The 3,420-nt window shown below is 35.1% G+C and carries 5 protein-coding genes; 4 read left to right on the forward strand and 1 reads right to left on the reverse strand.

Annotated features, from left to right (window positions below):
* A partial coding sequence (locus ACILQF_RS11835) for a hypothetical protein (protein ID WP_395627611.1) occupies nt 1-345 on the reverse strand: 345 nt, incomplete at its 3' end.
* Nucleotides 346-467: 122 nt separating this feature from the next.
* Between ACILQF_RS11835 and ACILQF_RS11840 the strand changes: the two genes are divergently transcribed.
* The 4 genes from ACILQF_RS11840 to ACILQF_RS11855 form a co-directional block, all read left to right on the forward strand.
* A complete protein-coding gene (locus ACILQF_RS11840) occupies nt 468-1,295 on the forward strand; it encodes an MBL fold metallo-hydrolase (protein WP_395627612.1) in 828 nt (275 codons plus the stop codon).
* Nucleotides 1,296-1,644: 349 nt separating this feature from the next.
* Nucleotides 1,645-2,160 carry a ferritin-like domain-containing protein gene (locus ACILQF_RS11845; RefSeq protein ID WP_395627613.1) on the forward strand — a complete coding sequence of 172 codons (516 nt, stop codon included), beginning with the start codon at nt 1,645-1,647 and terminating at the stop codon, nt 2,158-2,160.
* A gap of 106 nt (nt 2,161-2,266) precedes the next feature.
* A complete protein-coding gene (locus ACILQF_RS11850) occupies nt 2,267-2,641 on the forward strand; it encodes a transmembrane 220 family protein (RefSeq protein WP_395627614.1) in 375 nt (124 codons plus the stop codon).
* Nucleotides 2,642-2,731: 90 nt separating this feature from the next.
* On the forward strand, nt 2,732-3,420 hold a 689-nt coding region (locus tag ACILQF_RS11855), incomplete at its 3' end, for an EboA domain-containing protein (protein ID WP_395627615.1).

A 3,420-nucleotide genomic window follows, 5' to 3' on the forward strand; every position in this document is an offset into this window, starting at 1 on the left:
CGGAGAATAGCCTCCGTAAACATCAAGTTTTAAACCAATAAGGTCGGGTTTTAGAAAGTAGGAACCATTTATTGTTATGGGTAGGGTATTATAACTTGCACCACTAGGTTTGCGATAGTTATCTGTACCCAATGCAAAACCAATTCCCACATGATTACTTACTAATTTTGTAATTCCCGTTCGGGTTCTAAAACCATTAAGTGTGGTGTTTTCGCTTAATGAAGTGCTACTATGAATTAATGCACCAATTTCAGTGTAATTTATAAGTCGTTTTTGTTGTGCGTATAATTGTTGATTAAGCATTGAAACCAAAACAAAAAATAGAATTCGAATAATAGCTTTCATGAAATTTTTAGGATAAAATGATTGACTAAGGCGAATATAATCACTTAATAGAAAGTCTTTGATACTTTTTGTATAATTTTAAGCTTTTTATGGGCCGATTAGGCTCTTTTATCCACAATAAAATGGCTTTATCATTTGCTTCATTAAATTCAGGGAGTAACGGAAATTGCTATTATGTTGAAAATCAAGAGGAGGCAATTTTCATAGATGCGGGTCTAAGTTGTCGCGAGACAGAGAAAAGAATGGATCGCTTAGGTTTATCAATGGCAAAAGTTCGAGCCATTTTTGTGTCGCATGAGCATTCGGATCATATTCGTGGAATTTCAGTAATTGCTAAAAAGTATCAGTTGCCGGTTTTTATCACCGAGGGCACCTTGGAAAAGTCGGGTTTAGCTTTGGAGAGCAATCTTATTAGAACTTTTACAGCACATGGAACTGTTCGAATTGGAGGGCTAGAAATTATTTCTTTTCCTAAGCTACATGATGCTTCTGATCCATATAGTTTTATTGTGACTTGCAATGGGTTAAAGCTTGGTGTATTAACTGATATAGGAATGCCTTGTGAAAATGTTATCCGTTATTTTACTAGCTGCGACGCTGCCTTTCTTGAAGCAAACTATGACGAAGAAATGCTTGAAAATGGGAGATACCCTCTCCATTTAAAGTCCCGAATAAGTGGAGATCGTGGCCACCTTTCCAATAGTCAAGCGCTCAATCTTTTCTGTATGCATGGCTTGCATATGAGTCACCTTCTACTTTCGCACCTATCGAAAGATAATAATCGGCCCGAATTGGTTTCTGAATTATTTAAGAGTAAATCTCAAAAGACAGAAATTATTATCGCATCCAGAGATCAAGAAAGTGCAATTTATCATCTTCAAAATTCCACATCTGCCCCAATTACCAAGCAGAATGAAAGAGATTTTATTCAATATTCCTTGTTTAATTAATTTCTAACTAATCTAGAATTTATTTCAAAATCAATTTTCCTTTTCACTTTGCATTTTTTTCTGCCTTCCACTGCCATGAATTTTTGTTGAAAAAGAAATAAAAAAACAATAGAACATTTCAAATTGCGATATGTTATTCTTTTATAATTGGTGACAGTCAATGGATTATTGATAATAAGATTAGATTCTTCTAGGTTGTTAATTGATAAGCTGGAGTATGATCACCTTTTAATTTATTGGATTTCTCTATCGGTAAAAAAGCTGTCATCAATTTGGCCTTTTGTTATTTTTTATCGCTCAGAGCCTGCTATTTTATACAATCAATTTATTTAAACTTAAAATTAAGCAAATGGAAACCCCAAAGCAATTATCGCCCGATATGCCTAATGCACACCTTCATGAATTATTTGTAGATGAATTAAGGGATATTCTCGGTGCAGAAAGGCAAATGTTAAAAGGATTTAAAAAAATGGCCTCAAAGGTTACTAATACAAATTTGAAGCGTGCATTGGATAATCACTACTCACAAACCGAACATCAAATTGAACGTCTCATAGAAACATTCAAAAGTATTGGCTTAAGTGCACGTTCTAAAAAGTGCGTGGCTATGAGGGGCCTATTGGAAGAAGCGGATGAAATCATGGATAATTTCGATAGTGGCCATGTGCTAGATGCTGCTTTAATTTCAATAGCACAAAAAATTGAGCATTATGAAATAGCAAGTTACGGCTGCTTACTAACTTATGCGAGGCTTATGGAGCATAATCGGGCAGAGGAGTTATTAAACGAAACATTAATTGAAGAGAAAGCTGCTGATGTTAAGCTAACAGAAATTGCAATGGCAGAGGTAAATGTATTAGTTTAGGGTTATTTTACTAATTAGGCCTCCTTCCCAAGGAAGAATGGCCTAATTAGTCTTTTTTTTCTTTTCGTCGATTCTTTATCTTCGTACCCAAACTAATTCAAAATTTATGGTACTACATCTCATAAACATCATTTTTTGTCTTTCATTCGTCGTTTTTGCATGGTTTAATGTAAATGATCATGATTATTGGCTCTGGGTGCCGATTTATATGGCGGCATCTATTTTTTGCGGATTAGCATCATTCGGGATGTACTATCCCTTGGGATATCTTTTTTTAATTGCTTTTTATTTGATTTATGCTTTGATTCTGTTCTTTGCCAAGGATGGTGTGCGCGATTGGATCACAAAATATGATAGTCCGAGTATTACCGAAAGCATGCAGGCAAAAAAGCCGTATATTGAAAAAACACGTGAGTTTTTTGGTTTGCTGATTATTGCCGCTGCCCTGGGATTAAATTATTTTGTTTCAGGAGGTATTTGATCTTAAGCTGATCCTTTTTTTTCCTTATTCTAGCTAATTTTTATTAGATTTCGCAATATTTAATTCTTTTTGAAATTCAATTTTGTGGGCATGTTTGATTACGATGCAGAAAGATTAAGGGCACTTTTAACTGAGCTGATCCGGTCTAATATTAATGAAGAAGCTTGGACGTGGTTGAGCGATAAATTCTTTTCACTCGATATCAAGTCTATTAATTCCGCTTTTGCGATGATGCCAAGAAAAACCGGAAAATTACCAATCATAATAACATCGGAACAAGAGGCTGAAATTGAAACATTAAAGTCAGGGTTTAGTTTAAAAGGCTGGACTGCCGATAAATTGGCTCGGACTTGTTTAATCCTATATATTGACCCTTCCGATAAGAGAAAATACTTTAATACAATCGATAATTTATTTCTTGCCGCGGAAGTGCAAGAACTCGTAGCACTTTACGCTTCACTGTCTTTATTTGCCTGGCCTGAAGAATGGGAAATGAGATGTGCTGAAGGAATCAGAAGTAATATTGGCCTGGTTTTAGAGTCAATTATGTATAATAATCCTTATCCTACCATTTATCTTGATGAAAAGGCTTGGAATCAGCTGGTATTAAAAGCCTTCTTTACTGATAAAGATTTAAATAAAATTGCAGGTATTGATAAACGTGCCAATGCTGAGCTAGCTGCAACCTTATGTGATTATGCACATGAGCGTTGGGCTGCAAATCGCAGTATAAACCCTCATTTATGGCGCTTAACAACCAATTTTATTGATGGTAAGCT

The sequence above is a fragment of the Daejeonella sp. genome (assembly GCF_044232565.1).
Classification (GTDB): Bacteria; Bacteroidota; Bacteroidia; order Sphingobacteriales; family Sphingobacteriaceae; genus Daejeonella.